General features: G+C 63.6%; 30 protein-coding genes. 14 read left to right on the top strand and 16 right to left on the bottom strand.

Annotated features, from left to right (window positions below; genetic code table 11):
• Position 1: 1 nt before the first annotated feature.
• Positions 2–1,180 (bottom strand): NAD-binding protein, encoded by a 1,179-nt coding sequence (locus tag OPC11_RS05095; RefSeq protein WP_264781202.1) that lies wholly within the window; start codon positions 1,178–1,180, stop codon positions 2–4.
• A 349-nt stretch (positions 1,181–1,529) separates the two neighbouring features.
• Here OPC11_RS05095 and OPC11_RS05090 point away from each other — a divergent pair, with 349 nt between their 5' ends.
• Complete coding sequence (locus tag OPC11_RS05090) at positions 1,530–1,805, top strand: ubiquitin-like small modifier protein 1 (protein ID WP_007976830.1); 276 nt, start codon at positions 1,530–1,532, stop codon at positions 1,803–1,805.
• Positions 1,806–1,973: 168 nt separating this feature from the next.
• On the opposite strand, the gene OPC11_RS05085 is transcribed toward OPC11_RS05090, so the two are convergent.
• A complete protein-coding gene (locus OPC11_RS05085; protein WP_264781201.1) occupies positions 1,974–2,879 on the bottom strand; it encodes a GNAT family N-acetyltransferase in 906 nt (301 codons plus the stop codon).
• Positions 2,879–4,120 (bottom strand): Glu-tRNA(Gln) amidotransferase subunit GatD, encoded by a 1,242-nt coding sequence (gene gatD, locus OPC11_RS05080; RefSeq protein WP_264781200.1) that lies wholly within the window; start codon positions 4,118–4,120, stop codon positions 2,879–2,881. Before gatD ends, OPC11_RS05085 begins: the two co-directional genes overlap by 1 nt.
• Positions 4,121–4,201: 81 nt before the next feature.
• On the opposite strand from gatD, the gene OPC11_RS05075 reads away from it, so the two are divergent.
• Positions 4,202–4,675, top strand: a complete 474-nt coding sequence (locus tag OPC11_RS05075; RefSeq protein WP_069450696.1) for a hypothetical protein — start codon at positions 4,202–4,204, stop codon at positions 4,673–4,675.
• On the opposite strand, the gene OPC11_RS05070 is transcribed toward OPC11_RS05075, so the two are convergent.
• The 3 genes from OPC11_RS05070 to OPC11_RS05060 all read right to left on the bottom strand — a co-directional run bounded on the left by OPC11_RS05070 (position 4,672) and on the right by OPC11_RS05060 (position 7,055).
• Complete coding sequence (locus OPC11_RS05070; RefSeq protein WP_264781199.1) at positions 4,672–5,403, bottom strand: metalloregulator ArsR/SmtB family transcription factor; 732 nt, start codon at positions 5,401–5,403, stop codon at positions 4,672–4,674. The genes OPC11_RS05075 and OPC11_RS05070 overlap by 4 nt on opposite strands.
• Positions 5,404–5,509: 106 nt before the next feature.
• Entirely contained in the window at positions 5,510–6,316 is an 807-nt protein-coding gene (locus OPC11_RS05065; RefSeq protein ID WP_264781198.1) for a hypothetical protein, read from the bottom strand.
• Between the two features lie 106 nt (positions 6,317–6,422).
• Positions 6,423–7,055, bottom strand: a complete 633-nt coding sequence (locus OPC11_RS05060) for a DUF1405 domain-containing protein (RefSeq protein ID WP_007976841.1) — start codon at positions 7,053–7,055, stop codon at positions 6,423–6,425.
• A gap of 151 nt (positions 7,056–7,206) precedes the next feature.
• On the opposite strand from OPC11_RS05060, the gene OPC11_RS05055 reads away from it, so the two are divergent.
• Complete coding sequence (locus tag OPC11_RS05055; RefSeq protein WP_069449683.1) at positions 7,207–7,575, top strand: DUF5802 family protein; 369 nt, start codon at positions 7,207–7,209, stop codon at positions 7,573–7,575.
• A 252-nt stretch (positions 7,576–7,827) separates the two neighbouring features.
• On the opposite strand, the gene OPC11_RS05050 is transcribed toward OPC11_RS05055, so the two are convergent.
• Together OPC11_RS05050 and tmk are read right to left on the bottom strand one after the other, a co-directional pair.
• Positions 7,828–8,391, bottom strand: coding sequence for a hypothetical protein (locus OPC11_RS05050; protein ID WP_264781197.1), 564 nt, complete (start codon positions 8,389–8,391; stop codon positions 7,828–7,830).
• 28 nt (positions 8,392–8,419) lie between these two features.
• Positions 8,420–9,013 carry a dTMP kinase gene (gene tmk, locus OPC11_RS05045; protein WP_007976846.1) on the bottom strand — a complete coding sequence of 198 codons (594 nt, stop codon included), beginning with the start codon at positions 9,011–9,013 and terminating at the stop codon, positions 8,420–8,422.
• Between the two features lie 110 nt (positions 9,014–9,123).
• Here tmk and OPC11_RS05040 point away from each other — a divergent pair, with 110 nt between their 5' ends.
• The 4 genes from OPC11_RS05040 (at position 9,124) to cofC (ending at position 12,877) form a co-directional block, all read left to right on the top strand.
• A complete protein-coding gene (locus OPC11_RS05040) occupies positions 9,124–10,020 on the top strand; it encodes a complex I NDUFA9 subunit family protein (RefSeq protein WP_264781196.1) in 897 nt (298 codons plus the stop codon).
• 202 nt (positions 10,021–10,222) lie between these two features.
• Entirely contained in the window at positions 10,223–11,398 is a 1,176-nt protein-coding gene (locus tag OPC11_RS05035; RefSeq protein WP_069449682.1) for a tubulin/FtsZ family protein, read from the top strand.
• Positions 11,376–12,173, top strand: coding sequence for a hypothetical protein (locus OPC11_RS05030; RefSeq protein WP_007976852.1), 798 nt, complete (start codon positions 11,376–11,378; stop codon positions 12,171–12,173). The genes OPC11_RS05035 and OPC11_RS05030 overlap by 23 nt, the downstream gene beginning before the upstream one ends.
• 98 nt (positions 12,174–12,271) lie before the next feature.
• The gene (gene cofC / locus OPC11_RS05025) at positions 12,272–12,877 is read left to right on the top strand and encodes a 2-phospho-L-lactate guanylyltransferase (RefSeq protein WP_264781195.1); all 606 of its coding nucleotides are present in this window, start codon (positions 12,272–12,274) and stop codon (positions 12,875–12,877) included.
• An 87-nt stretch (positions 12,878–12,964) separates the two neighbouring features.
• On the opposite strand, the gene OPC11_RS05020 is transcribed toward cofC, so the two are convergent.
• A complete protein-coding gene (locus tag OPC11_RS05020; protein WP_264781194.1) occupies positions 12,965–13,135 on the bottom strand; it encodes a Signal peptidase I-like protein in 171 nt (56 codons plus the stop codon).
• Positions 13,136–13,167: 32 nt separating this feature from the next.
• Between OPC11_RS05020 and cofG the strand changes: the two genes are divergently transcribed.
• Positions 13,168–14,256 carry a 7,8-didemethyl-8-hydroxy-5-deazariboflavin synthase subunit CofG gene (gene cofG, locus OPC11_RS05015; RefSeq protein WP_264781193.1) on the top strand — a complete coding sequence of 363 codons (1,089 nt, stop codon included), beginning with the start codon at positions 13,168–13,170 and terminating at the stop codon, positions 14,254–14,256.
• A gap of 76 nt (positions 14,257–14,332) precedes the next feature.
• On the opposite strand, the gene cofH is transcribed toward cofG, so the two are convergent.
• Complete coding sequence (cofH, locus tag OPC11_RS05010; protein ID WP_264781192.1) at positions 14,333–15,685, bottom strand: 7,8-didemethyl-8-hydroxy-5-deazariboflavin synthase subunit CofH; 1,353 nt, start codon at positions 15,683–15,685, stop codon at positions 14,333–14,335.
• 145 nt (positions 15,686–15,830) lie between these two features.
• On the opposite strand from cofH, the gene OPC11_RS05005 reads away from it, so the two are divergent.
• A complete protein-coding gene (locus OPC11_RS05005) occupies positions 15,831–16,850 on the top strand; it encodes a phosphoribosylaminoimidazolesuccinocarboxamide synthase (protein ID WP_264781191.1) in 1,020 nt (339 codons plus the stop codon).
• Positions 16,851–16,946: 96 nt separating this feature from the next.
• Complete coding sequence (locus OPC11_RS05000; RefSeq protein ID WP_264781190.1) at positions 16,947–17,591, top strand: class I SAM-dependent methyltransferase; 645 nt, start codon at positions 16,947–16,949, stop codon at positions 17,589–17,591.
• Position 17,592: 1 nt separating this feature from the next.
• On the opposite strand, the gene OPC11_RS04995 is transcribed toward OPC11_RS05000, so the two are convergent.
• A complete protein-coding gene (locus OPC11_RS04995; RefSeq protein WP_007976869.1) occupies positions 17,593–18,543 on the bottom strand; it encodes a formyltetrahydrofolate deformylase in 951 nt (316 codons plus the stop codon).
• A gap of 295 nt (positions 18,544–18,838) precedes the next feature.
• On the opposite strand from OPC11_RS04995, the gene purS reads away from it, so the two are divergent.
• Complete coding sequence (gene purS, locus OPC11_RS04990) at positions 18,839–19,090, top strand: phosphoribosylformylglycinamidine synthase subunit PurS (RefSeq protein WP_007976870.1); 252 nt, start codon at positions 18,839–18,841, stop codon at positions 19,088–19,090.
• Entirely contained in the window at positions 19,087–19,761 is a 675-nt protein-coding gene (gene purQ, locus OPC11_RS04985) for a phosphoribosylformylglycinamidine synthase I (RefSeq protein WP_264781189.1), read from the top strand. The genes purS and purQ overlap by 4 nt, the downstream gene beginning before the upstream one ends.
• Positions 19,762–19,779: 18 nt before the next feature.
• On the opposite strand, the gene OPC11_RS04980 is transcribed toward purQ, so the two are convergent.
• The 3 genes from OPC11_RS04980 to OPC11_RS04970 all read right to left on the bottom strand — a co-directional run bounded on the left by OPC11_RS04980 (position 19,780) and on the right by OPC11_RS04970 (position 22,415).
• A complete protein-coding gene (locus OPC11_RS04980; RefSeq protein ID WP_264781188.1) occupies positions 19,780–20,715 on the bottom strand; it encodes an EamA family transporter in 936 nt (311 codons plus the stop codon).
• A gap of 107 nt (positions 20,716–20,822) precedes the next feature.
• Complete coding sequence (locus OPC11_RS04975; RefSeq protein WP_007976876.1) at positions 20,823–21,320, bottom strand: CBS domain-containing protein; 498 nt, start codon at positions 21,318–21,320, stop codon at positions 20,823–20,825.
• 126 nt (positions 21,321–21,446) lie between these two features.
• Positions 21,447–22,415, bottom strand: a complete 969-nt coding sequence (locus tag OPC11_RS04970; protein WP_007976878.1) for a YegS/Rv2252/BmrU family lipid kinase — start codon at positions 22,413–22,415, stop codon at positions 21,447–21,449.
• Between the two features lie 54 nt (positions 22,416–22,469).
• Between OPC11_RS04970 and OPC11_RS04965 the strand changes: the two genes are divergently transcribed.
• Positions 22,470–23,174 carry a PHP-associated domain-containing protein gene (locus OPC11_RS04965; RefSeq protein WP_264781187.1) on the top strand — a complete coding sequence of 235 codons (705 nt, stop codon included), beginning with the start codon at positions 22,470–22,472 and terminating at the stop codon, positions 23,172–23,174.
• 68 nt (positions 23,175–23,242) lie between these two features.
• Here OPC11_RS04965 and OPC11_RS04960 read toward each other — a convergent pair whose 3' ends face one another.
• Positions 23,243–23,656, bottom strand: a complete 414-nt coding sequence (locus OPC11_RS04960; RefSeq protein WP_007976883.1) for an Lrp/AsnC family transcriptional regulator — start codon at positions 23,654–23,656, stop codon at positions 23,243–23,245.
• A 102-nt stretch (positions 23,657–23,758) separates the two neighbouring features.
• Between OPC11_RS04960 and carA the strand changes: the two genes are divergently transcribed.
• Positions 23,759–24,829, top strand: coding sequence for a glutamine-hydrolyzing carbamoyl-phosphate synthase small subunit (carA, locus tag OPC11_RS04955; RefSeq protein WP_264781186.1), 1,071 nt, complete (start codon positions 23,759–23,761; stop codon positions 24,827–24,829).
• Positions 24,830–24,890: 61 nt separating this feature from the next.
• Here carA and OPC11_RS04950 read toward each other — a convergent pair whose 3' ends face one another.
• On the bottom strand, positions 24,891–25,616 hold the full coding sequence (locus OPC11_RS04950) for an SDR family oxidoreductase (RefSeq protein WP_264781185.1): 726 nt from the start codon (positions 25,614–25,616) through the stop codon (positions 24,891–24,893).
• Positions 25,617–25,743: the final 127 nt, after the last annotated feature.

Below are 25,743 nucleotides of genomic sequence, written 5' to 3'. Positions count from 1 at the left end.
CTCAGAAATCGTCCAGCGTTCGGTTCGACGGCTCCCCCGCCAACTGCGCCGCTAACTCCTCGACGTGTTCGCCGCCGAGGGCCGCCTGAACCAGCATGCGACCGATGAGCGCCGGACTGACCACGATGTCCGCACCCGCCCGACGGAGCTTTCGCACGTTCTCCCGCTCGGTGGCGGACGCCACGATTCGAATGTCCGGATTCAACTGCCGAGCGGTCAGGACGGCGAGCGAGTCCGCGGCGTCGTCCTCGGTGGCGACGAGCACCGATTTGGCGCGGTCGATGCCGACGCGCTGAAGGACGTCTTCATCGCTCGGGTCCCCGTGGATGACGGTTTTCTTCGCCTCCCGGAGGTCCTCTACGAGGTCCGAATCCTCCGCGACGACGACGTATTCGGTTCCTCCGTCGAGTTCGTCGAGTATCGATTCCGTGAGCAGGTGGCCGTAACCGAGGACGAGCAAGTGGTCTTCCATGAGGTTGATGTTCGTGTTCGTCGATTTTCCGAGCGCGCTGGCGAAGCTGTTTTCGAGAATCGGTGCGAAGAGCACGCCCAGCGCCGCCGCGAAGCTCCCCGCTCCGAAGACGATGACGGTCATTCCGAACGCACGAGCGACCGTGGTCGTGGGGTGAATGTCGCCATACCCGACCGTACTGGCGGTGATGAGCGTGAAATAGAACGCGTCGAACCACGTGTTTAGGTCGGAGAAGTTCGTGCGTAGCGCGTACGCGCCGATCGTCCCGTAGAGCTGTGCGCCGACGACGGCGGCGGCGGTGGCGACTTGCGCCGCCGACAGTTCGACCGGTTGCTGAAACCGCGTTCGAACGAGGAACAACGCGGGAAGCGTGAGGAGCGAGAAGACGACGAGCGGAAGCGAGTACGGCGTCGACTGGAGGAGGCCGTGAATCGCGGTGACCGGCAGCAAAATCGCGCTCGCGTACCACGCCGCGCGAAGGCCGCGACGAAGGCCGACAGCCGCGACGAGGAGCAGAAACCCCACGATGGTGCCGGTGTACGAAGTGGCCTGACGGACGGCGCGCGGAATCAGTCCCCCGAACAGGCCGCCACCGGTCGGACCTGTCGCGGTGGTCACGAGACCCGTCGCTATCGAGAGCAGCGCGACCCCGATCACCAGCCATACCACGACGCGCGCCGACGTGAACCGCCGGACCCCCCTCGCCATACGACCGTTCGTGCGACGGCCGCCGCGATAAATCGGGTGGCCGAACGGTCACGTTTCCCATTCGAGTCGTGGCCGGAACGGACCCGATTCGTGTCGCCGAATGACAAACTTCGGCGATTCGACCATCCGAATCTTTATGTCGGATACCGGGACCAATCCGCCCCGATGGTGACGGAGACGGGGCTGATACGGATTGCGACCGCGGTTGCGCTAGCGATAGTGATGAGGATAGAGATATTCGTCCCGGCGTCCGTCTGCGGGCAGTGTCTCTCCCGTCCCGAACCGCGTCCGTCACGAAGCTCCTTCGCGGAAAGAAAGTCACTTGCCGTCGCCGCCCGTTCCATCGTCCATGCAGTGGAAACTCTTCGCGGACTTGGCCGAACTCGCGGGACAAAAGGAGGTGTCCGTGGACGCCGAACCGGGCGAAACCGTCGGCGACGCCTTGGACGACCTGCTTTCTCCCCGGCCCGAACTCGAAGACCGCGTGTTGGACGACGATGGCCGCCTCCGCGACCACATCAACGTGCTCCGGAACGGGACCAACGTCTTCACCGAAGACGGGTTGGACACGACCCTCGAATCGGGCGACGAATTGGCGCTCTTCCCCCCCGTTAGCGGCGGATAGCGCGTAATTGTGGTCGTCTTCCGGACGACGGAGCCGCTGCTCTCGGCATCGACGCGTCGTCCGAGTCACGAAAGGAAAAACTGCTAACCGCCGCGGTCCGTCAACAATCGACCGTCAACAGCTGGCGCCAACAGCTGGCGCCAACAGCTGGCCGCCAACAGCTGGCCGTCAGCGGTCGTCCTTGGTCAGGTCCATCCCCATCACGAAGTCAGGCTCGTCGGAAATCTTCACCCGGCAGTAGGCCGTATCGGTGACGAACCGCGGTGTCTCGGGGATGAGGACCCGCGTTTCGTCCGCACCGCGTTCCGCGGCGTCGCGGGAAATCGCGGCGAACAGCGAGCGCGCGGCGTCCGCATCCGCCCACGCACCGACGGCGTATTCGACGAACGTCGTCGTCTCATCGTCCTCGTTCGTTTGCTCCTCTTCGCGGGAGAGACACGCGAACCCGTGCGTTCCGTCCTCCTGCACGACGAGGAGTTCGTCGTTCTCGGCGCTTCGATGGAGTCCGGAGCGGGTCAGCTCGGACACCGCCCACGACTCCTCGAAGTCGAGGGCGAGGCCGCGGAGATGTGCGCGCGCGTCGCTCTTGCTCCAGTATCCCCACGCGGCGTCCGCGTCGTCGGTCACGGTCATGACCGGGTCGGCATCGGCGTCGGGTTCGGGGTGCGCCCACCGAAACTCCGTAATCGGGTCGTAGCCCGTCGCCCGCGATTGGCCGAGTCCGGCGATGTTCCACGAAAAGACCATGTTGCGGAGCACGGTCGCCCCCTGCGCTCGCGCCCAGTCGAACAGTTCGTGGGTCATCCGGTTTGCGACGCCGTGTCCGCGGAAGTCGGGATTGACGCGCATTCCCTGTCCCCACGCCTCCCAGTCCGAAAGCATGACGCACTGGACGATGCCAGCGATGTCGTCCCCGGCATCCGCGACGACGGTGTACCGGTCGTCGCCGTCTATCCAGTCGTGGTAGACGTGCGGGATGTAGTCGCTGCCGTCCCGGTCCGCCCACGTGTTCTCCGTGAACGCCGCGACCGCATCGTAGTCGTCGTGGGTCGCCTCGCGGAGTTCTATCTCCATTACTCCCATGGCACCGACCGCTCCGTAATCTCGCCCGCGACGGGTTCCTGCATCGTCGTCGCGGGGTCGTCGCTGTTCGCCAGCGACCACATCAGCTTCACCTTCGCGGTTCCGGGGAGCATGTCCTCGCCCTCGATGATGCCCGCGTCGAGCAGGTCGCGGCCCGTGTCGTACACGCGGTCACAGACGCGGCCGCCGAGACACTGACTGGTCATGACGACGGTCGTCCCGTCGTCAACGAGTTCACCGATTCGGTCCACCCAGTCGGAGTGGACGTGGCCCAGTCCCGTCCCTTCGAGGACGAGTCCGGCCTTCCCCTCGGCGTAGTCGAGCGCTTCCACGCCCATCCCCGGTGTGAACTTCAGGAGTTCGACGTCGCTTTCGAGGTCGTCCGCGAGCGCGAGTTCCTGTGTGCCTCGTTCGTCGTACTCGCGTCGGAACGTGACCTCCTCGGCGTCGTAGTCTACTTCTCCGAGCGGTTCCGCGCCGATGGTCTCGAACGCGTCGCGGCGCGAGGTGTGGTTCTTCCGAACCCGCGTTCCGCGGTGGAGCGCGCAGGTGTCGTCGCTCTCGCTGGCGTGCATGCAGACGAGAACTTCCGCGCAGTCGGCCTTCGCGGCCTCGACCGAACAGACGGCGTTCATCACGTTGTCCGAGGACGGCCGGTCGGCCGAGCGCTGGCTTCCCGTGAACACGACCGGAACGGGGGTGTCGAGCATGAACGAGAGCGCGGACGCGCTGAACTGCATCGTGTCCGTCCCGTGCATGACGACGACGCCATCGGCGCCGTTCGCTATCTCGTCGTACACGGCCTGTGCCAACTCCCGCCAGACGTCGGGCGTCATGTTCTCCGACAGGATGTTTGCGACGACGCGACCGCGGTAGTTCGCCCGTCCGGCGAGGTCCGGTACCGCGCGAAGCACGTCCTTCGCGTCGAACTGTGCGGTCACCGCGCCGGTGCGGTAATCGACCGTCGAGGCGATGGTTCCGCCGGTGCTGATGAGCGAAATCGTCGGCAACTCGGGGTCGAATTCGACGACCGATGAGTCGTCCGACGTCTCCTCTTCGATGTCGTACACTTCCGATTCGAGTACGTCGACGTTCGCCGCTTCGCGGTCGATACCGACGTTGTATCCCCCGTCGAGTTTGACGACGAGATTGTCCGGCGTCGTGGAGGGAAGCAGTACGCCCTCGTAGGTTTCGTCCGCTCGCTCGACGCGAACGCGGTCCCCTGGATTCATACCACGGGGTAGCGCGCCGTTCGACTTGAATCCACTCGTTTCGGGGAAAGGCACATTACCCACGGGAGTCAATTCGGAAACATGACCCAGCGCACTCGGACGCGCGAAGCCGACGACGACATCTCCGACCTCCTCAGCGACATCGACGGTGATAGCGAACAGCGCACGGGGGGAAGCGAAAGCCGTCGGAGTCGCGCAAAAAAGCGCGTCGGGAATCTGTTCTCGGTTCGCTACTTCGGCCTCGCGACGGTCGTGTTGACGGTGGCGATGTTCTTCGGCGGCGTCATCCCGTTCATCGGTAGTTTGACCGGTCTCATCGCCATGTTCGCCGTGTCGTTCCTGCTCGGCGCGCTGACGAGCGAGTCGAAAATCGCCGAAACCGCGCTCGCCGGTGCGGTCGCTGGCGGTCTGACGTTCGCACTCAAACACATCGTCGCCCTCACGGTCGGGGGCTTCCCCGTCGCCGCCATCGGTCTCGTCTCCGGCCTGCTCGTCGCCGGTTTGGGCGCGTACTTCGGCGGCGATTTGCGCGACGGCCTGACCCGAGACCTCTAACCGGTCAACGTCCACTCGTCGTTTTCGCGGTCCCGTTCGACGACTCCCCGCTCCGCCATACTCTTGAGGTGGCTCTCGACGATTCGTTCCGGGGCTTTTATCTCTCGACTTATCTCGACCGTCGTCTCCGCACCCGCCGCGAGCGCGGCCAAGATTTCGGCTCGAATCCTGTTCTCGCCGTCTCCGTCCACAGCCTCGCTCAGCGAGTCGAGGACGCTCGTCATCCGCCCGTGAACCCATCGCTGTGCGAGCGACAGCTCGCTCTTCAGGTCCTCCAAACAGTTGAGTTCGGCGGCGAGCTCTGCCACCTCGCTCGCTTCGGAGTCGCTTATTCGCTCGACGTCGTGCTCGATGTCATCCTCGGCGTCGTCCGCGGGTTCGACGTGCTCGTTGAGATACTGGACGTTCAAGGAGAGATACTGACACGAGCTCACGTCGAGGTTCGGACTCGCGGGATACGCGCTCTTCATTCCGAACTCGTAGGGGGAAACGTCGACTTCGAGCCGGAGGTTCCGCGAGATGTTGAAATACTTGCGGCGCTGGTCGTCGGTCCGACTTTCGACTAATCCCGCCTCCTCCAGTTTCCGGAGGTGGTCGATGACCGCCTTCGGGCTGACACCGAGATAGTCGCTTATTTCGGTGACGTAGCAGGGTTTGTGTGAGAGGAGCCGCAGGATACGTCTTCGGTTTTCGTTTCCCAGTATATCGAGCAGCGCGGCGGAGTCCATTCGCGCTCACAACTTGGCAACCCGGACGGAAAAGGGTGTCTCTCGGCGTCAAACGGTGAAATCTCCCGAAAAAGAGTGGATGGACGCCGTTTCCCTGCCGCCAGCGTTAGTTTCCGTTTCCGCTGCCGTGTCCGTTTCCGTTACCGATACCGACGCTTCCGTTCCCGCCGTTGCCGTCACCGTTTCCGACGCCGATGCCGACGGTACTGTTGCCGTCACCGTTTCCGATGCCGATAGTTCCGTTCCCTCCGATTCCAGCTCCGGGGTGTTCACCACTCGCGTTTCCCGTTCCGTTTCCCACTCCCGGTGCGCTCGTGGAGTTGTTCGCGTTCTCGGCACGGAGGTTGACGCTGTGCATCGATTTGGCCACCGCGGCTATCTCGGGACCGCCCACGGTGTTGGCCTGCTTGTCGAGTTCGTTGACGTCCCTTACGCGCGCTCCGACCGTCACGGCGCGCGGTCTGGTCGCGTTGATGGAGTGTTGGACCGCGCGAATCTCACCGATCAACTGGCTCATCTCCGACTGGTACTTGAGCTGGCTGATCTGTCCGTCGTTGCGCGCCTCGACGAGCTTTTGCTTTCTGTCTCGAAGGCTCGCGAGCTGGTTTTTCATGTCGCCGACGTGGTTGCTGACGAGCGCCTTCTGTGCGGATTTGTTCTTCGTCTGGTTGAACCGGGCGACCCACATACCGGTATCGACCGTTCCTTGCGCCTGCGTGGTGCTGACCTGCATGAACGACGATATTTCTGCACCGAGGGTGCTGTTGTCGTCCGCTTGTTGGTTCGCTTGGAACGATGCCGCGGTGATGTCATCGGCCTGCGTGTTTTGCGTCGGTGCCCCGGCGGTCGGGACGGCGAGGGCGAACCCGGATAGAGTAAGGACGACTAAGAGGACGGCACGAGGGGAGTTCATCAACAGGTCATTACCACCCGCTGATTAAAAAGGGGGTAATTCGTTCGTTCTGTTCACGGGCCGAAATGAGGGTGCGAGAGACGAGAAGAACGTTTAAAAACAACGCTCAGTCGTCCAATCTCCCCATCGCGTGGGAGGCGGCGAAGACCGAGACGAAGGAGAGTGCAACAGTTATTAGGGGAAGCACAAGGCCGACCTCGTACCGAAGCGGCGGGTGGTAGCCGAAGCCGTAGTCGAGAACGTCACTGCCGAGCGACACGACGAGCGCCGCGGCCAGCGCGCCCGTGGTCGTCTTCCCGTAGTTCGGGATGAGGTACGCTTCGGCGACGAACCCGAGATGGGTGATGATGATGCCCCAGTAGTCCCAGAGGGCCTGTTGGTCCCACGGCGGGCCGAAGTAGAGCGAGAAACCGAGGTTGAGCGCGAGGAACGTCCAGAGTCCGAACTTGACCAACCAGACGAAGGCGAACGTATTGAGATACGCGAGCGGGAGGTTCTGTGGCGCGTCGGAGAGTCGATTCCCGAGATTCGGCAGGAGCGTAAAGAGCGAGGCGGCCATGAGCGCGAGCGCGGTCGGAGAATCGGCGTACAGCGGCCAGAGAAACGTCGGGAAATTCGGCATCGTCCGGATGTAGAAGTCGAGACCGACGAGGATGGCGGCGACGTTGACGACTATCAACCAGACCAAACTCGGCGTGTTCTCCAGATAGTAGCGGGCGTAGCGCTCGGGAATTGCCATATTGTATCCGCGTTGCGAGTTACTAAAAGAACTGCTATCACCGTTGCAGGTCCGAAACGGGTGGAACGAACGACGGGTAGATTTGTCCTTCTTCATAACTGTTCGGCATAACTACTATATAATTATTGGTCCTTGTGTGTTATTGACTATCATGTTTGAGTCGTTTTCCAGCGGCTACTACCTCGGGCGATTGTACGTCGAACCACACGACGGTGAACACGCGGTCATGAGCCGCGACGAACACGAGTCCGTGAACCAAGCCCTGTACTCCTCCGGTGAAGGCGTCGAGCGGTTGGACTGGCCGCTCGTGATGAAAATCGACCAGCAACACTTCCCCGTCCACGCGGAGGAGGGCGTTCCCGAGAACACGCTCGCGCTTCCCGATACCGTGCTCGAAAACACGCGAATCCGGAACCCGCCGGAGTTGAAGGAGGTCCTGCTGGCGAAAGCGGACCGCGCCGAACAACTCATCCGGTACCAACGCGAGCATCCCGGATTCGGAAACACCGGCGCGGTGTAAGCGACCGACCAGCGGGTGTAAGCGACCGCCAGCCGCACGTTCTCACGGTGCCGTGCTCACCAGGATGCACCTTCTCGCGCGCCATCCGGTACGCAAAAGAGTACGGACTTCGTATCTCCGGGTATGGTTTCGGCCGCCACGATGCTCGGACTCTTCGTCATCATCCTCGTCAACACCGTCATCACGGCGGTTGTCGTTCGCTTCTTCCGTCTCCGCCTCTCGACGCGCTGGGGAGCGGTCGTCTACACGCTCCTACTCGTCCCGCTCGTCTACGTCGTCACGACCATCGTGTTGAGCGGCGTGGTCGGGTTCGGGGGCAGCGGTATCCGAGACATCGGAACCGCCCTCATCCTCATCTGGGTGCTTCCGTTCTCGCTCGGCGTCTCCATCGACTTGTTCTGGATGCCGCCGCCCGAGGAGGTCGAATTGCCGGACAACTCGCGTAAGCAACAACAGGGTCGCTGAGGGAACCACCGTCACCCATCCCACCCCGAACACGACCGCGAGGGGTTCCCAGAGGTAGAGGAGGCTCGCGGGACCTATCAGCGTCGCCGTGAGACCGACGCCGACGAGCGCGCGGAGCCACGGCGCTGGCGAACCAAGCCCCACCGCCAGTATCGCGTCCAGCAGGTCGAACAGCAACAGCGCGGCCACGAGATATTTCGTCCGCACGCGAACCTGCGAGGAACGCTCCGGTCGCTCGGGCAGCTTGAACAGCGGAACGACGAGTCGAATCCGCTCGGGAAGCGAGAGCGGCGGCAGGTGCATCGGCGGCAGCGTGAATCCGAGTCCCGAATCGTCGTCCCCCTTAGTCATAGGTGACGTACGCTCTCGACCGTCAAAACTACTCGTCCGCGTCCTCGGTGACGCGTTCGATGGTGGAGACGACGCTCTCGATGACGTCCTCCGGCGACTGGGTCGCATCGACTCGGACGAACCGACCGGGTTCCGCGTCCATCAGCCGCTCGTAGTTCGATTGTACTTGCGCGAGGAAGCCAGCCTGTTCGAACTTGTTCGTCGCGCCGCTCCGCGCCGCGCCTGTCTCGGGGTCCACGTCGAGGTAGATGGTGCAGTCGGGCGGGCGCGTCCACGGCTTGTGGACGCCGATGATGTACTCCATCGGGCGCGAGACGACCCCATCCAGCGCGACGGCCTGATAGGCGTATCGGGAATCGGAATAGCGGTCGGAGATGACGAGTTTTCCCTCTTCGAGCGCGGGACGAACGGTGTCCGCGAGGTGGGCCGCGTGGTCGGCCGTGTAGAGGAACAACTCGGCGACCGAATCCGCGTCGTCGTCCTCGATGGAGCGGTTCACGGCCTCGCCGTACCACGAGTCGGTCGGTTCGCGGGTGAACACGGCGTCGGGGAACTCCTCGTGGAGCACTTCCCAGACGGTCGTTTTTCCGCTCCCGTCGAGTCCTTCCAGCGTGAGCAGCATAGCGAGACGTTCGGGTCGCTGGGTAAAACGTTCGGGGTTTCGGACGGGAACCGTCGAACGAGTTTCTCGTTGGCAGGTATCTTTAGGTCCGTTCGTTACCTATCTGAACTATGAAGATTCTCGTGACCGGCGGCACCGGTTTCATCGGCCGACACCTCGTCCGCGAACTCCACGACCGGGGACACGAGGTGACCGCGCTCGCTCGGAGTCCCGACGAGGCGGCGTTTCCGGCGGACGTCGAGCGAGCCATGGGTGACGTGACGGCCTACGCGTCCATCGAGGGAGCGTTTGCCGGACAGGATGCGGTCATCAATCTCGTCTCGCTCTCGCCGCTGTTCGAACCGCCGCGCGGGCTCAACCACGTGCGCGTCCACCTCGGTGGAACTCGAAACGTCGTTCGGGCCGCGGAGGAACACGACGTCGGAAAAATCGTCCAGATGAGCGCGCTGGGTGCGGACCCGACGGGACCAACCGAGTACATTCGAGCCAAGGGACGGGCCGAGGAACTCGTGAAGGGGTCCGACCTCCGGTGGACGATATTCCGTCCGTCGGTCGTCTTCGGCGAGGGAAGCGAGTTCCTCTCGTTCACGAAGAAACTCACCCCGCCGTACCTCGCGCCGCTTCCCGGCGGGGGAAAAACGCGATTTCAGCCCATCTGGGTGGACGACCTCGCGCCGATACTGGCCGACGGACTGGACGAATCCCACGACGGGAAGATCTACGAAATCGGCGGTCCGGAAGTGTTGACCCTGGCGGAAGTTGCGAAACTCGCTCGACGGGCCGAGGGGCAATCGGTTACCGTGCTCCCCATCCCGATGGAACTCGCGGGCGTCGGGCTGAAAGTCGGCGGCGCGATTCCGGGATTCCCGATGGGTGCGGATCAGTATCGATCACTGAAGTTCGACAATACGACGTCGGACAACGATGTTCGGAACTTCGACATTAAATCCGAAGAATTGACTACGCTGGAGGAATATCTCGGGATTGAGTCCGCCGATCCGACATAACAAAAACGAGACCATTCTGGATATATGCAGACTTAAAGAGGGGGCATATGATACAAATTAGGTCGGAAAGGAAACTGCACCAAAATCCGATTCCGTATTGCGTTTTTGTGTTGTGAATGTCTGCAGTTTGAAACAGAACATACCACAAAGTTTATGTCCTCTTTCCTTCTGTTCTTCTCTCAACGGAGAACGGTACCGAAAAATGAAACTCGCGATGATCGGATTTGGTCAGGCAGGCGGGAAAATCGTTGACAAGTTCCTGGAGTACGACCAGCGAACACAGAGCGGCATCGTCCGTGCGGCTGTCGCCGTCAACACCGCCCGTGCTGACCTCATGGGCCTGCAGCACGTCCCGGAGGACAATCGGGTGCTTATCGGACAGTCCCGCGTCAAAGGACACGGCGTGGGTGCGGACAACGAACTCGGCGCGGAAATCGCCGAAGAGGATATCGACGAAGTACAGGGCGCTATCGACAACATCCCCGTTCACGAAGTGGACGCCTTCCTCATCATCGCCGGAATGGGCGGCGGTTCTGGAAGCGGTGGTGCACCAGTCGTGGCGAAACACCTGAAGCGCATCTACACCGAACCTGTCTACGGGCTGGGTATCTTGCCCGGCGGCGACGAGGGGGGAATCTACACGCTGAACGCGGCGCGTTCGTTCCAGACGTTCGTCCGCGAAGTGGACAACCTGATGGTGTTCGACAACGACGCGTGGCGCCAATCCGGCGAGAGCATGGAGAGCGGCTACGAAGAAATCAACGAAGAAATCGTCACCCGTTTCGGCATCCTCTTCGGTGCCGGTGAAGTCGGCGGCGGCGATGACGTCGCGGAAAGCGTCGTCGACTCCAGCGAAATCATCAACACGCTCGCGGGCGGCGGCGTTTCCACCATCGGCTACGCCGCGGAAGAAGTGGAGATGCAGAACTCCGGCGGCCTTCTCTCGCGCTTTACCGGCGGTGGCGGCGGACAGGCCGAGGACACCGCACACACGACGAACCGCATCACGAGTCTCGTCCGAAAGGCGGCGCTCGGTCGTCTCACGCTTCCGTGTGAGATTCAGGGAACGGAGCGCGCTCTGCTCGTCATGAGCGGGCCGTCGCATCACCTCAATCGGAAAGGTATCGAGCGCGGCCGGAAGTGGCTCGAAGAGCAGACCGGCAGCATGGAAGTTCGCGGCGGCGACTACCCCGTCAACGAACCCAGCGTGGCCAGCGTCGTCCTGCTTTCGGGCGTGACGAACGTGCCGCGCATCAAGGAACTCCAGCAGGTCGCCATCGAGGCGCAGGACAACATCGACGATATCCAACAGGAGAGCCAAACGAACCTCGAAAATCTCGTCGAGGATGATGAGGATGAACTCGACCCGTTGTTCTAAGCTGTTCGCCCTGCTCCTCGTCGTCACGCTCGCCCTCTCGGCGGTCGCACCCGCCACGGCGATTTCGACGGAGCAGAGCGGCGTCCCGAACGACGCGGCGGTCGGCGATTCGGTGACGGCGAAGCTGACGCTCACCGACCTCTACAGCGACTACGAGCAGTGGACCCTGAACGGGGAGACCGAACTGACCGACGTGACGTGGACCGTCACGACGTTCGACCAAGCGGGCAACCAGAAGGCGAAGGAGTCCTACGACGGCCGGTCGTTCAATCACTCCCTCGCCCTCGACACCGACGCGAGCAAGGCGGTCGTGAAGGTGTCCGGCACCGTTCCCGAGGTCGAGAACTTCACGTTCGACCCGCAGCAGGAGTTCACGTTCGCCACGCTGAGCCAGACCCGGAAGGGCGGCAACAGCGAGGAAATCGAGACGTGGACGGCGAACTACCACACCGAAGACAGCAAGAGTGCCCGTGAGGCCATCGTCGGCGCACAGGGTGCCATCGACGACGCTCCCTCGGGTGCGAACACGAAGGACGCCGAAAGCACCCTCGACAACGCCATCTCGGCCTACGAGGCGCAGAACTTCGACAACGCCATCGACCTCGCCGACAAGTCGAAGAAGAGCGCCAACTCGGCCGCGGACAAGGCCAAGCAATCCGAACAGCAGAACAAACTGCTGATGTACGGCGGCGTCGCGGTCATCGGCCTCGTCGTCATCGGCGGCGCTGGGTTCTGGTACCGCTCCCAGCAGCAGGACAACTACCGCCTGCGCTGAATCGGCTTCCCCGTTTTCGCAACCGCTGAGGTAGCCGTATTGCGACCACGCTTCCTCGTTTCGCAACCACTTAACCCGTCACCCGAGTAGCGTCGCGTATGCAGGTGGTGGTGCCGTTCGCCGCTGGCGAACCGAAGACGCGACTCGCCGAGACGCTCACGGCAGCCGAGCGCCGCGAGTTCGCGCTGGCGATGCTCGACGACGTTTGTGCGACGATTCGTTCGACCGGCCGGGAGCCGCGGGTGCTCACGACCCGCCGCATCGACATCGACGCGCCGCTCGCGGTGGACGAACGACCGTTGACGCCCGCCGTGAACGGGGTGTTGGCCGACGGCGACCCCACCGCAATCGTGATGGCCGATCTCGCGTTGGCGACGCCGACGGCACTGGAGCGGCTCTTTTCGGCCGACGGCGACGTCGTTCTCGCGCCGGGTCGCGGCGGCGGAACCAACGCGCTCGTTTCCCGCCACCCCCAGTTTCGGGTGGATTACCACGGCACGTCGTATCTCGACCACCGCGAAATCGCGCGGGGGGTGGGTGCGTCGGTCACCGAACTGGACTCACACCGCCTCGCAACGGACGTCGATGAGACCGCGGACCTCGCGGAGGTGTTGCTGCACAGCGAGGGGACCGCCCGCGATTGGCTGCTGGACGCGGGCTTTTCGCTCTCCGTGACGGGTGGTCGGGTGTCGGTCACGCGGTGAACCGCGAAGAAAAGCCGAAGCGCCCCGTCAGAGCGCCAGCCGAACCCAACCGAGCCACGGAATTCTGAGTCTCGCCTTGCCGACGATCTACGACGATTTGACGGGGGCGCTCATCGGCCCGCCGATACCACGGTAGACCTGGTCGTACTCGCCGTTGTGGTCGCCTTTGGTGATGAACCCGGCGTGCGGTGCGGGGCAGTTCGGAAGCTCCTCGCAGTCGTCGGCGCCGCCGACGTACGCCTCGTCCCGAAGCTCCAAACCCTTTTACCCCCAGTCCCGTAGCCCACATCATGATTCCGGGGGCCGACGAGTACGACATCGACATCAGCTTCGACGAAACGGACGTGGACCGACTCCTCGCCGTCACCCCGGCGGACGCCTCGCCCGCCGACGCGCTGACCTACGCGAGGAACGTCTTCGTTCCGCTGACGACGGCGTGTCGGTACACCTGCACCTACTGCACGTACTTCGACGCGCCGGGCGAGGCCTCCCTGTTGTCTCCCGAGGAAGTCCGGGAGATGCTTCGAACGGGCGCTGACGCGGGGTGTACCGAGGCGCTGTTCACCTTCGGCGACGACCCCGACGAGCGGTACACGCGGGTACACGAGCAGTTGGCCGACTGGGGTCACGACTCGATTCACTCGTACCTCCGCGAGGTGTGTGAAATCGCGCTGGAGGAGGGACTGCTCCCGCACTCGAATCCGGGCGACCAGACGCGCGACCAGATGGAACTCGTCGCAGACGTGAACGCGAGCATGGGCGTGATGCTGGAGACGACGGCGGACGTGGACGCCCACGCGGGGCCGCGGCGGAAGAGTCCGGGCCAGCGCCTCGCCACCATTCGGAACGCGGGCGAACTCGACGTGCCGTTCACGACCGGACTGCTCGTCGGTATCGGCGAGGACTGGCGGGACAGAGCGGAAAGCCTGCTGGCGATTCGTGAACTGCACGACCGATACGACCACGTACAGGAGGTCATCGTCCAGAACGTGGTTCCGAACGAACGGTCCCGATTCGAGCGGCCGTCGGTCGAGACGATGCGCCGCGTCGTGGCGATGGCGCGGGTGGCGCTTCCCGACGAGGTGTCGGTGCAGGTGCCGCCGAACCTCTCGCCGACGCGCGACCTGCTTGATTGCGGCGTGGACGATTTGGGCGGCGTCTCGCCCGTGACGGACGACTACATCAACCCGGACTACGCGTGGCCCGCCGTACGTGAACTGGAGGACATCGCGGAATCGGCGGGCGTTCCGCTCCGCGAGCGCCTCCCCGTTTACGAGCGGTTCGTGGACGAGGGTCGGGTTTCCGACCGGATTCGAGCGGCGCTCGACGCCGACGGCGAGGCCGGGGAACGGTACCGTTCCGCGATGGGTCACCCGTAATCGTCGCTTCCGGTAATCATCGTTTCCGAACGGTCGCGTCGCCGTCGTACTCCGCACCCGAATCCCGTTCGGTTCGTCAGTCGAGCAGCGGCGTTCCGTCGGCGCACGGCCCGAGCGTGGGGCCGAACGGCGGGTCGTCGGGGTCGATTTCACGGATTTGGCGATAGTCGGTCGAACGCTCCGCCGGGACGCGGCCGATGGCGGTTATCATTTCGACGTACTCCTCGAACGAGCGGAACTCGCCGAACTGCCCGCCCGCCCGCTTCGTAATCTCCTCCGAGAGGATGGTGCCCATGAAGTCGTTCGCGCCACACGAGAGCATCTTCAACCCCTGTTCGTCGCCGTACTTCACCCACGACGATTGGATGTTGTCGATGTTATCCAGAAACAGGCGGGAAACGGCGATGAGCAGTTCGTCCTCGTGGGTGCTCGCGCCGTTTTCGACCATGCCGCGCTCGTACAGCGGCGTGTTCTGGTGGACGAACGAGAGCGGGACGAACTCCGTTATCGCGCCGGTTCGGTCCTGTAGCTCCCGGAGTCGCTCCAGATGGAGGACGCGGTGCATCTCGTTTTCCACGTGGCCGTACATGATGGTCGCCGTGGTGTCGAGGCCGACGTTCGCGGCGGCCTCCATCGCCTCCATCCACTCGTCCGTGCCGATTTTTCCGGGACAGATGACGCCGCGCACCTCGTCCACCAGAATCTCCGCGGCGGTGCCCGGAACGCTGTCGAGGCCGGCAGCCTTCAGCTTTCGAAAGACGTCCTCGTAGCTCCAGTCAGTGCCGCGGCGGGCGTGGTAGGCCTCCTCGGGCGTCATCGAGTGGACGTGGATTCCGGGGAGGCTCATCGCGCGTATCTGCTCGGTGTACGTCGCGGGGTCGATCGTGTACTCGTCCGGCGATTTGTAGTTCAGGTCGCCCCGTTCGCTCGCTTCGAGGAGTTCGAGGTGGTCGTCGTCCAGCGCCATTCCGGGATGCAGGCCGCTGACGGACGTCACTTCGTAAATCCCTCGTTCGCGCGCGTCGGCGACGATTTCGCGTGACTCCTCGGGCGTTTTCGTGAATCCGCCGTGCTCCTCATCCGAACCGACCTCGAAGTTCTGGGCGGTGTTCTTGAAGTTACAGAAGAGACACCCCGTGTTGCACGCCGTCGTGACGTTGTTGTTCAGGTTGGCGACGAAGGTCACGCGGTCCCCGACGACCTCCTCGCGCCGCCGGTCCGCGGCTTCCAGCACGCGCTCCTTTCGGGTGATGTCGATGCCGGGACGGTCGGTGCCGGTCGTCAGCAGTTCCACGCCGTCGGCGACCGTCAGTCGGTCGCCGTTTCGCGCCCGTTCCAGCGCGTTCTCGAACGATTGGTCGGTTTCGGGTACGTGTTCGAACCCGAACCCCTCCCGAGGTACGTTGCTCTCCGCGCGCACGTTAGTCATGCCCCATCAATCCCGTCGGACCCCCAAAAATCGCCGGGTCACGGCAGTCCGTATCGCATACATATGTACATCTTTCGGCCACATGTCGGTGCAGTTCAGCACGAAGATGGAAACTACTTAGTCGGGGGGCGGCCGACCCAACACCATGACGAGTGTGAAGGAGTTCCGGGTCGAACGCGAACCGACGCCGGACTCGCTCGGGCGCGGGTCGTTCGTGTTCACGGACGACTACTCGGTGTTCGATTGGGGCAAGATGCCCGATACGATTCCCGACAAGGGTGCCAGCCTCTGTACGATGGGCGCGTTCAACTTCGAACGACTGGAAGAGGAAGGTATCCCGACCCACTACCGCGGCGTCGTTTCCGACGGCGAGGTCGTCCCCCTCTCGGACGTCACCGAACCGCCGACCGAGATGGCCATCGACCTCACGCAGGTTCCGAACCTGCCGCGCGAGGGGCGCGACTACGACTACGACCTCTTTCATAGCGGCGCGGACGACAACTACCTCATCCCGTTGGAAATCGTCTTCCGTAACAGCGTACCGGTCGGGTCGAGCCTTCGACGACGGACCGACCCGGAAGACCACGGGCTCGACTTCCCGGAGTGGCCCGACGGGGCCGTTCAACTCGAAGAACCCGCCGTCGAGTTTTCGACCAAGTTCGAGGAGAGCGACCGCTACCTCTCGCGGAGCGAAGCCGACGAAATCGCCGGAAAGGCCGACGTGGACGAACTGGAGCGAATCGCTCACGAGGTGAACGACTTCGTTACCCGGCAGGCCGCCAAAGCGGACCTCACCCACGAGGACGGCAAAATCGAGTGTCTCTACTACGACGGCGAGATTCGCGTCGCCGACGTGGTTGGAACCTTCGACGAGAACCGATTCACCTTCCACGGCCAGCAGGTCAGCAAGGAGTCCATCCGCCAGTACCACAAGCGCGAGCAGACCGAGTGGGTCGACGCGGTTCGAGACGCCAAGGTCGAGGCGAAAGAGCGCGACGTGGCCGACTGGAAATCGCTGTGCTCGGTCGAACCGCAACCCCTCCCGGACGGCGTTATCACCGCCGCCCGAGACCTCTACACCGCGGGAACGAACGCCTACGTCGATAGGGACCTGTTCGACGCGCCGTCGCTGGAGGATGCGGTGATGGCCATCAAGAACCTGTAACGCGGACTTTCGAAACGACGGCACGAACGCCGTCGGCGAACCTTTTTATACGAGACCGAACCATGGAACGACAGTACGGTTTCACCGTTCCGACCCATGCCCCACGAGAGAAACGACGTTCGTCGCGCCTACGACCGAATCGCGGATGACTACCTCGCCGAGCGAAACGGCAGCGACGAGGAGAGCGAGGACATCGCCCTCTTGGCGGAGTTCCACGGCCATCTCCCCGACGACGCCCGTGTCCTCGACGCCGGATGCGGCGCGGGCCGTCCCATCGCAGAACTGTTGGCGACTCACACGAACCTCGTCGGCGTCGATTTCTCCCGCGAACAGGTCGCCCGCGCCCGCGAGAACGTCCCCGAGGGGCAATTCTGTCAGGCCGATATGACCGCGCTCGGTCTGACGGACGAGACGTTCGACGGAATCTGTGCGTATCACTCGGTGATCCACGTGCCGACCGACGAGCATCCCGACGTGGCGAGCGAGTTCTATCGCCTGTTGCGTCCGGGTGGCCACCTCCTGCTCACGGTCGGTTCCACGGCGTGGGAAGGGAGCAACGACGATTGGCTCGGCACCGGCGTCGAGATGCACTGGAGCGTCCCGTCCCCGGACGAGAGCGTCACGACACTCGAAAACGCGGGGTTCGACGTTCTCTGGCGACAGACCGTCAACGACGTTTTAGGTGGCGACACCTGTTTCGTCTTGGCGCGAAAACTCGACCCTGAGGACTACAATCAGTAGGTCAGTCGTCCGACTTGCCCACGGTAATCGTCCCATCGACGGGTCCGTCGGGCGTCACGTCGTCGAGTTCGTCCGGCATGCCGAGGTGGTAGGTTTCGTCTCCGCCGTCGCGGAGTTCGGTCCGGCCGCGGCGAATCTCCACGTCGTCGTTCAGGTGCAGGCGCACGGCTTCGAGCAGGGCGTCGGCTTCGAGCGGTTGGCCTCGCTCGCGTAGTTCATCGACGCTCGCGCCGTCCGGCACGTTGAACGCCCGCTGGGTGATAATGGGACCTTGGTCCAAATCGGTCGTCACGTAGTGGGCGGTGACGCCCGCTATTCGCGCGCCCGCTTCCTTCGCCTGCCGGTACGCCTTCGCGCCGGGGAAGGCCGGAAGCAGGCTCGGGTGGATGTTGATGATACGCCCCTCGTACCGGAAGACGACGTTGGGGCTGAGGATGCGCATGAACCGCGCGAGGACCACGAGGTCGACGTCGTAGTCGTCCAACAGAGAGAGGAGTCGCTCCTCGTCGTGAACGCCGCGTTCGTCGCCGACGTCGTGGAACGGGATGCCGTGTTCCTTCGCGACCGGTTCGAGGTCGTCGTGGTTCCCGATGACGACCCCGATTTCGGCGTCGAATTCGTTGCGCTCGTCGAGGAGTCGCCGGAGACAGTGTGACTCCTTGGTGACGAGCACGGCGACCTGTCGTGAGTCGCGCTCCGACGGGAAGCGGACGCGAACGTCCACGTTGAGGTCGTCGCCGAGTTCGGCGAGGTCGCGCCGGAGTCGGTGCTTGCTCACGGACATCTCGCTCGTCTCGACGAGTATCGTCATGCGGAAGACGCCTTCGCGGACGGCTTGGTCCACGTCCTCGATGTTGATTCCGCGCTCGAAGAGGAGGGTCGTGACGCGGGCGACGAGTCCGGTATCGTCGTCCCCGACGACGGTGATTTCGGTCAGCTCTCGGTGGTTCATCGCTTCACCTGCCGGTTACGAGGTACGGCCATGGAAGAAACGTATCGGGTCAGGGTGGCAAAAGCGTTTGTGACGGTGCAAAATTTCCCGTCCGCGTTGACAAGTAGCAGGGTGTGCCTACTCGAATACCGCCCGGCGACAACCACGGCGTGAACCGAAACAGGCGGAGCGAAAACGAGGACGAACGGCGTCGGCCGCTGGTCGTGGGGTGACGCTCCCCCGTTAGAACCACACGAACGTGCACAACGACTTCGTTCCAAAAGAGCTTTTGAACACGGACGCGCACGGTCAACCGATGACTGCTTACACCGCGACGGTGACGGTTCGGTTGAAAGGGGGCGTCCTCGACCCGGAGGCCGAAACGACGCGAGGCGCGCTCGAACGACTCGGCTTCGAACTGGACTCGCTCCGCTCTGCGGACGTGTTCGAAATCGACCTCGACGCCGAGTCGTCCGCGGACGCGGAGGAGCGCGCCGGTGAGATGGCAGAGCGCCTGCTCGCCAATCCGACGATTCACGACTACACGGTCGCGGTCGAGGAGCGATGACGGTCGCAATCGTCCAGTTCGGCGGGAGCAACTGCGACCGCGACGCGGTGCGCGCGCTCTCCCACCTCAGAATCGACGCCGAACTCGTCTGGCACGAGGACGACCTGCCCGAGGACACGACCGGCGTGATGTTGCCGGGCGGATTCTCGTACGGCGATTACCTCCGTGCGGGGGCCATCGCCGCCAACTCGCCCATCATGGCGCAGGTCCGCGAGGCGGCAGAGTCGGGCGTTCCCGTCCTCGGCGTCTGCAACGGCGCACAAATCGGCTGTGAATCCGGCCTGACGCCGGGCGCGTTCACGACCAACCGGAGCGCGCGCTTCCAGTGCGAACACGTCTATCTCCGGGTCGAAAACGCCGACACGCCGTGGACCGCGGCCTACGAGGAGGGGCAGGTTATCGAAGTCCCCATCGCGCACGGCGAGGGTCGATTCGAAATCACCGACGAGAAGTACGACGAACTCGACGCGGACGACCGGATTCTCTTCCGCTACTGCGACGAGAACGGCGTGGTGGCCGACGGAACGAATCCCAACGGGTCGAAGGGCAACGTGGCCGGAATCGTCGGCGAGTCGGATTCCGTCGCGGTCATGATGCCACACCCCGAGCGAGCGACGCTTCCCGACATCGGTGGCACCGACGGCGAGGGCGTCCTCCTCGGATTCGCCTGAGTTTCGAGACGCGATTTTTCAGCGGCCGGACGAGAACGCGCCGGTTATCCGCGGCAGTTCGCGCGAAATCGCGCGCCGCTTCAGCAGGCAAAAGCCGGTGAAGACGATACAGAACCCAGCAACGGTCAGCGGCGTCACCGGTTCCTGCAGGAAGAACCAGCCCGTAATCGCGGCGAACACCGGCGCGACGTAGGAGACGAGGTTGATCTCGACCGCCCCGAGGCGGTCGAGCAGGTCGAAGTAGATGAGGAACCCGACGGCGCTGGCGAAGATAGAGAGGTAGGCGACGGCGGCGATTGCTTCCGGCGTCACCTCGATGGCCGAGACGGATTCGCTCGGTCGGGCGATGCTGATGCCGTGCATCATGAGCGCGCCGAGGAGCATCGACCACGCCTCCATCGTTTCGATGGGGAGTTCGGCCTCGATACGCTGGGTCAGCACGCTTCCGAGCGCGAAGGAGAACGCGGCGAGGAAGACGAGAATCTGGGGGACGATGCTCGTCGTCAGCGACTCGCTCGACCCTGCGTTGGCGAAACTCAGGACGGCGACGCCGACGAACCCGAGGAGCAGCCCCGCGATTCCGGCGGGGGTAAGTCGCTCGCTCGGGAGGAACATCCGCGCGAAACCGGTCGTGAGGATGGGACTGAGGCTGACGATGACGGCCGCCGCCGCGCTCGGCGTATCCTGTTCGCCGACGAACAGGAACGCGTGGTAGGCCGCGATCATGAGCGCGCCGCCGACGAGGACGAGTTTCCACTCGCCGCTCGTCCGCGGGCGCCACCGGTCGGTGACGTAGATGGCGTAGGCGAGCATCAGGACGCCCGCCACGTCGTAGCGAATCGCCGCGAACAACACCGGGGGGATGAACTCCAGTCCGGCCCGGATGGCCATGAACGCGGACCCCCAGAACGCGGCGAGGATGATGAACAACAGAAGGTTTCGATACCGGCTCACTCTACGAGGTCTCTTCCGTGAGGGGGAGTAGCTTTCGAAAACCCCCCTCGAATGCCGGGTTCGGTCGCGGATTCACGATGCCGGTCGGACTCCCCGCGTTCGACTCCTTACTCCTCTCGGCGTTCGTCCCGAAGCGCTCGCAGCACGTCCTGTCGAGCGATTATGCCGACGAGGCTCCCGTCCTCGACCACCGGGAGGCGGTTGATGTCCCGTTCGGTATCGACGAGCAGGTCGAGGATGTGGTCGATGTCGTCGTCGGGCGTCACCGTCACCACGTCCTCGGTCATGACGCTTCGAATCGGCTTTCCGGCGTTTTTCGCGAGGTCGAGACTGGTATCCAGTTCGTCCCACGAGAGGTCGAAGCCGTATTCGAGGCTTTCGAGGAACGGGGGAAAACCAATGGGAATCCACAGCGTTCGGTCGCTCGGCTGAAACATGTGTACGAGGTCGTGTTGGGTGACGATGCCGACGACTTCCCCGTCCTCGGTGACGGGGAAGCCGTTGAACTGAACCCGTGCGAGACGCGTCAGCACTTCGCCGATTTCGTCGTCCGGTGCGACGGTTTCCACGTCGTTCGTCATCAGGTCGCGGGCGGTGATTGCCATACGTGAACGCTGGTGCGCACGCGGGGTAAACGTTATTACACGACTGCGCTCCGTGAGAATCCGTCGAACGCCTCTGTGGTACGGTCAGGGGACCTCGACCGCCCCGTCACCCGAACGAATCGCCGCTCACTCGCCGGAATTCTCGGGATATCGCTCGTACTCTTCGCCGACACAGAGTTCCATCGTGCGGGGTCGAACGCCGAGCGTCAATCCGTCCCATTCGCCCTTCTCGCCGTCCAGACTGAATTCGACGGGCGAATCCTGTTCGACCGCTATCTCCAGCGCGGGCGTCTTGAGGTGGGTCACGTTCTCCGTTTCGCTGCCGAACAGGCGTCGCATCGTCGCCTCCTGAAGCAGGTTCGCGGTGGGGGTCTTCTCGATGACGGTCACGTCCAGCAGACCGTCCTCCATGTTCGCTTGCGTCCGGCCCTTCGCCGGGAACCGTCGCCCGTTGCCGACGAGGACGAACACCGCGTCGCCGGACCACGTCACGTCGCCCTCGTCGGACGCCGCTATCGTGAGCGGAAGCCCCTCGTAGTCGGTCATCAACCGAAGGGTGTTCACGACGTATGCCAGCACGCCGAGGCGCGCCTTCTGCTCCGGGTCGGTTTGGTGGCTCGCGTCCGCGGTCAGCCCCCCGACACACGAGTTGACGAAGGGCCGTCCGTTCGTGGTGCCGAGGTCGATTCGCCGCCGTTCGCCCGCGTCGAGGACCTCGAAGGCGTGTTCGATTCCGGTGACGCCGACGTTTCCGGCGAAGTTGTTCCCCGTTCCGGCCGGAATCACGGCGAACGTCACGGCGTCCAGCGCGTCGGCGTCGTCCAATCCGCGGACGACTTCGTGTATCGTCCCGTCGCCGCCCGCGGCCGCGACCACGGCGGCACCGTTCTCCGCGGCGTGGCGCGCGAACTCGCGAGCATCCCCCTCACCCTGTGTTTCGAGGACGGTACAGTCGTACTCCGTCGCGAGGCGCTGGACCTGCTCGCGGTGGTTCGCGTTACCGCTGACGGGGTTCAACACGACGACGCGCTCGTACTCGATGGCGTCCTCGTTCGCCACGAGGTCGTCCACCGCACCCTCCTCGTCGGCTTTCATGCACTGACTGACCGGCGGAAAAACCAAAGAGCTATCGGCGGTATAGCTACGGACGTGTTCGCCCTCGACCTTCACGCTCACACGCGATTCTTCCACGGCCGTGAACGCGCCGCCGCGCTGTTCGACCCGCTGGGAGTCAGACTCCTCGAACTCGGCGCGCGCTACCGCGGACTGGACGGCGTGGCGTTGACGAACCACGATTACTATCACCCGTTCGTCGGACGCGTCGTGAAGACGATACCGGGTATCGAAATCTCCACGACGAAAGGCCACGTCCTCGTCGTCGGTCCCGACCCGCCGACGCGCACCGAACCCGGGACGCTCACGCCGAAGGAAACCGTCGCCCTCGCCCACGAACGAGGCTGTGCCGCCATCGTCGCCCATCCGTACCGGAACAGCACCGTGCGCGAAGTGGACTCCGACTTCGACGCCATCGAAATCAACGGCAAACACCCTCGAACCGAGGAGTGGGCGCGGGAACTGGCGGAGAGCTACGACCTGCCGCTGGTCGGCGGCAGCGACGCCCACTACCCGGTCGAAGTCGGGCGCGCGTACACGATGGTCGATGCGGACGTCTTGACGCCCGAGAGCGTCGTCAGCGCGATTCGGGACGGCCGCGTCGAACCGCGGGTCGAGCGGGGAACGTTCGACCAACTCGTCCGCCGCGGTTATCGGAAGGTGCACGAAGGGAAGGACAACCTCCACCGCCCCGAGGAGGAGTCACCCGGCGTCGGCGAACCGCCGAAACCGGAAGACTAGCTGAGTCGCTCGTCCAAAATCACTCTTCGACTCATCTCGGGATGCTCTCGGATTCGGCCGAGATGGCCTCAACCGAGTCGCTCGTCCAAAATCAATCGAGTCTTCGTACTCACAACTTCCTCCAACTCCCGCGCGCGGGTTATGAGTTGGTTCACGCCTTGCGTGTCGGAGGCGTCCACGACGAGCACGATGTCGTCCTCGCCGCTGACCTGCCAGACGAAATCGACCTGTTCCCACTCCGCGAGCGTGTCGGACATCCTCGTCGTGTCGACGGCCACGTCTACGCCGATTTCTATCATCGCTTTCACGTTCCCCGTGTGGGTCGTAACCGTGAACCGCTCGATAACGCCGTCCTCGGTCATGCGTTCGACTCGATTTCGAACGGTCCCTTCCGACGTTCCGACCGCTTCGGCTATCTCTGTGTACGGTGTGCGGGCGTCTCGCCGGAGGAGATTCAGTATCTGTCGGTCGAGTGCGTCCATGGAGATTTGCAGGTAGTGGTGCACGCTACTTGACGATTACGAATTTCGTAACAATGCTTCGAAAGCAAGGTTTATAGGCCCGGATTGCATATGAATCTCGTAATGCCGGGTGCCTACGTCGCGCTGGAGGGTGGCCATGTGGTGGAAGCCCGTGGTCGTTCTCCGGGAACGGCTTGCGGAGAACTGGTTTTTACAACAGCATACACGGGTTACGAGGAGAGCCTCACCGATCCGTCCTACGAAGAACAGGTACTCACGTTCTCGTACCCCCTCATCGGGAACTACGGCGTCCGAGAGGAGCGCTTCGAGAGCGACCGAGTACACCCGCGCGCCGTCGTCGCGCGTGAACTGACCGAAGACGTCGCCGAGTGGCTCGAAGCCGAGGGCGTTCCCGCGGTGGACCACCTCGACACCCGCGACCTCGTCGGCGGGATTCGAGAGCAGGGTGCGATGAAGTGCGGTATCGCGGTCGGCGAGAACGCCACGCCCGAGGACGCGCTCGCGGAACTCGAACGCTGTCCGGGCATGAGCGACCACGACGACATCGGCGAGCAGGTCAGCGTCTCCGAACACGAGATTCACCTCGGTGACGGTGACGAGACCGACACGACCGTCGCGCTCATCGACTGCGGCGCGAAGGGAAGCATCATCGACTCGCTGGTCGAACGCGGTGCGGACGTCCACGTCCTCCCGCACGACGCGACCGCGGCCGACGTGGAGGGCGTCGATGCCGACGTGCTCTTCGTTTCGAACGGTCCGGGCGACCCTGCGAACTTCGAAGCGGCCCAGAAACTGGTCGAGACGTTCGTCGGCGAACTGCCGCTCGCGGGCATCTGCCTCGGACAGCAGATCATCGCCCGCGCGCTCGGCGGCACGACCGAGAAGATGGACTTCGGTCACCGCGGCGTCAACCAGCCCGTCCGCGACCTCGAATCTGGACAGGTCGTCATGACGACGCAGAACCACGGCTACACCGTCGCCGACCCCGGCGACCTCGAAGTCACGCAGATCAACGTCAACGACGACACGCCGGAAGGATTGGAGAGCGACGATCTCGACATCCTGACGCGCCAGTACCACCCCGAAGCCAACCCCGGACCGAACGACACCCTAGGATTCTTCGACGACGTTCTCTCGATGGCACCTCGACGGCGACTCGTCGCCGCGGACTAAGACTCCGACTCCACTCACCGACCGCTGATTATCGGCGGTAACGCGACGTACCGTTTTCCGATTATTCCTCGATTTCGATTCCTTTCTCGCCCGGGACGTTCCAATCGAGTTCGACCAGCCCCCGCGACGTTCCGCGGTGGCCGTCCCGACTGACGACTTCGAACGTCCGGTTCTCGGCTTCTGGCGTAAAGAGTGAGGCGAGCATCAGTCGAGCGACGTCCGCACGCGGGATGGACCCGGAGACGGTTTCGCCGCCCTCGCCGACCAACACGTCGCCGGTCGCGGGCGCGTTCGTCAGTCCGCCGGGGCGGATGATGGTGTACGGAACACCCGAGGTCCGAAGCACGGATTCGGCGTGGTTTTTCGCGTTGAGGACGCGCCAGAGGAGGAATCGAAACGGGGCGGGAATCCCTTCACGGGAGTCGCCGACGCCGATGGAACTCTCGAAGACGAAGTGCTCGACGTCGGCGGCGACGGCCGCATGGACGAGGTTCTCGACGCCCGCCCCGTCCACGAGGTCGCCCATCAGAGCGTGCAATCCCGGCGACGACCCGACAGCACAGAGGACGCCGTTGCAGTCGGCGACGGCGCGGGAGGCGTCCGCCGGGTCCAGCAGGTCGCCGACGATAACCTCGTCCGCACCGTCTTCCGACAGCGTTCGCTCCTTCTCGCGCGAGCGAGTCATCGCCCTGACGGTGATATCCGTATCGCGCAGTCGTCGGAGAAGTTCACGTCCCGTTCCGCCGCTGGCACCCGCGACGAGCAGTCGCTCGATTTCGTTCGACATTGTAGCGTGGGTAGGCGTAGAACCCTGAAAGGTCTCGCGGCCAACGGTGTCGTGCCGACTCACCGGGACCGCTACACGTCGCTACCCATATATTTCCATAAGTAATAAAATAATAAATTTACTAAGG

Source organism: Haladaptatus sp. T7 (genome assembly GCF_026008575.1).
GTDB classification, from domain to species: domain Archaea; phylum Halobacteriota; class Halobacteria; order Halobacteriales; family Haladaptataceae; genus Haladaptatus; species Haladaptatus paucihalophilus.
This window is presented reverse-complemented; position numbering and strand designations above follow the sequence as displayed.